A 1,914-nucleotide genomic window follows, 5' to 3' on the forward strand; every position below is an offset into this window, starting at 1 on the left:
CCGTGGCGGCCCGCGCTGCATGAGCATGCCCTTCTGGCGCGAGGACCTCTAAGGTTTTCAAAGACCCGTACAGGTCTTACTACAAACATCTAGCTGCCATTAGATGTCTCCCATTGGGGCGGTGCGGATCTTTCGCACCGCCCCATTCATGTTTAATGACGCTAAATGAAGATCAGATAAGGTGGCCATGGATATCAAGCCAATCGGTGTTGAGGAATGGCTCAACGTTTGGGAGAAGAGTGCTACCTGGGATATCGCTCAGTCGACGATCTCGTCGCTGACCATGGGCGAGCTTCGCGCACTGGACGAGCAGGACGGCGCCACGTTCTACGAGCGCCTGGATCGCGAGAAGATGAACTACGGCTGGATCGAGGGATCGCCGGAATTTAAGGCCGAGGTCGCCAAGCTGTATCGTCGCGATGTCAATCCCGATCACATTCTGCAGACCAATGGCTGCACGGGCGCCAACCTCAACGCCATCATGGCCGTTGTGGAGCCCGGCGATCACGTGATTGCCGAGTGGCCTACCTATGCGCCGCTCTACGAGATTCCGCGTACGCTGGGTGCCGAGGTCGAGTATTGGGAGCTTCGCGAGGAGCTCGGTTGGAAGCCCGATATCGATGAGCTCAAGCGCTTGGTGCGCCCCAACACCAAGCTCATCTGCATCAATAACGCATCGAACCCCATCGGTACGGTGCTCGATGCCGATACGCTCGGCCAGATTGCGGAGATTGCGCGTTCGGTGGGTGCCTACGTGCTGTGCGACGAGGTGTATCTGCCGCTCGAGAACACCGAGTCCTTTATGTCGATGGCCGACGTGTACGAGAAGGCCATTGTCACCAACTCGGTGTCCAAGACCTATTCGACGCCTGCTGCCCGCGTGGGCTGGGTCGTGACCGATGAAGAGGTATCCAACCGCATCCGCACGTATCGCGACTACACCATGATCTGCGGTGGCGTGTTCAACGACGCCCTGGCGACCTACGTGCTCGAGCATAAGGACAAGATTCTCGAGCGCAACCGCAAGATCGTGTTTGGCAACCGTGATATCGCGCAGGCCTGGATCGATACACAGCATCGCGTGTCCTGGACGGCCCCGCAGGGCGTGTCCACCTCGTTTATCCAGCTGGATATCCCCGAGGACGACGAAGATTTCTGCAAGCGCCTGTTGGCCGAGAGGGGAGTGCTGCTGGTTCCCGGCAGCCGCTTTGAGCTTCCCTGCGGTGCACGCCTGGGCTACTGCGCGAGCGAGGACGTTCTTCGCGAGGGCCTGAGGCTTCTGGGTGAGGCGCTGGCCGAGTTCGATCGCTAGGATCACGACTTCCTTCGAAGTCCGTATTCAAATTGGCCGACGATAATCGATAACAGACCCGTTTCCCATGAGGGGGCGGGTCTGTTTTTTATACCGAGAAGTCAAGTTGTTACAAATGAGGCCGTACGGCAAGCTGATATCCGCTGGGCCTTATACTGAGCTTCCGGCGAACGGTACCCAGCGTCTGGTAAACGGTAGTCTGGTTGCTAAAAATGAATAGGACGAACTTTTTTCTGAATAAAAATCAAAATGGTTGAGAGGCAGCAAGAATTGCGAATTCTATTCATACCCTTGCGTGAAATATGCAAATTGAGGGTGGTTTAACAAAGATTAGTTCCAATGGGATTTCCGGTTAAAAAAGCATTTAAGCACGTAAATACACTTTATTAAGTCAAAGTGTGCCATGCGTGAAGTATATGTGTATGCCGTTCACCCCTCATAAAAAACCGTTCGGGGGCAAGGTGGAAGTATGGGCTGATTTTGGATATAAATATGTCGTCAGCAATAACGCCTCACACGGAGGGGCGCTAACGAATCGGCCCTGACAAGGGCCCGAAAGAAAGGTAGGAGGCCATGACGAAAGGTCTGCACGTGCCTTCCGA

At 55.1% G+C, this 1,914-nt stretch carries 1 protein-coding gene; it reads left to right on the plus strand.

Annotation, left to right across the window (positions count from 1 at the left end):
- Positions 1 to 187: 187 nt before the first annotated feature.
- Positions 188 to 1,312, plus strand: coding sequence for an aminotransferase (locus DW645_RS09750; protein WP_118066738.1), 1,125 nt, complete (start codon positions 188 to 190; stop codon positions 1,310 to 1,312).
- The last annotated feature ends 602 nt before the right edge of the window (positions 1,313 to 1,914 follow it).

The organism is Collinsella sp. AM23-17 (assembly GCF_003470945.1).
Classification (GTDB): Bacteria; Actinomycetota; Coriobacteriia; order Coriobacteriales; family Coriobacteriaceae; genus Collinsella; species Collinsella aerofaciens_O.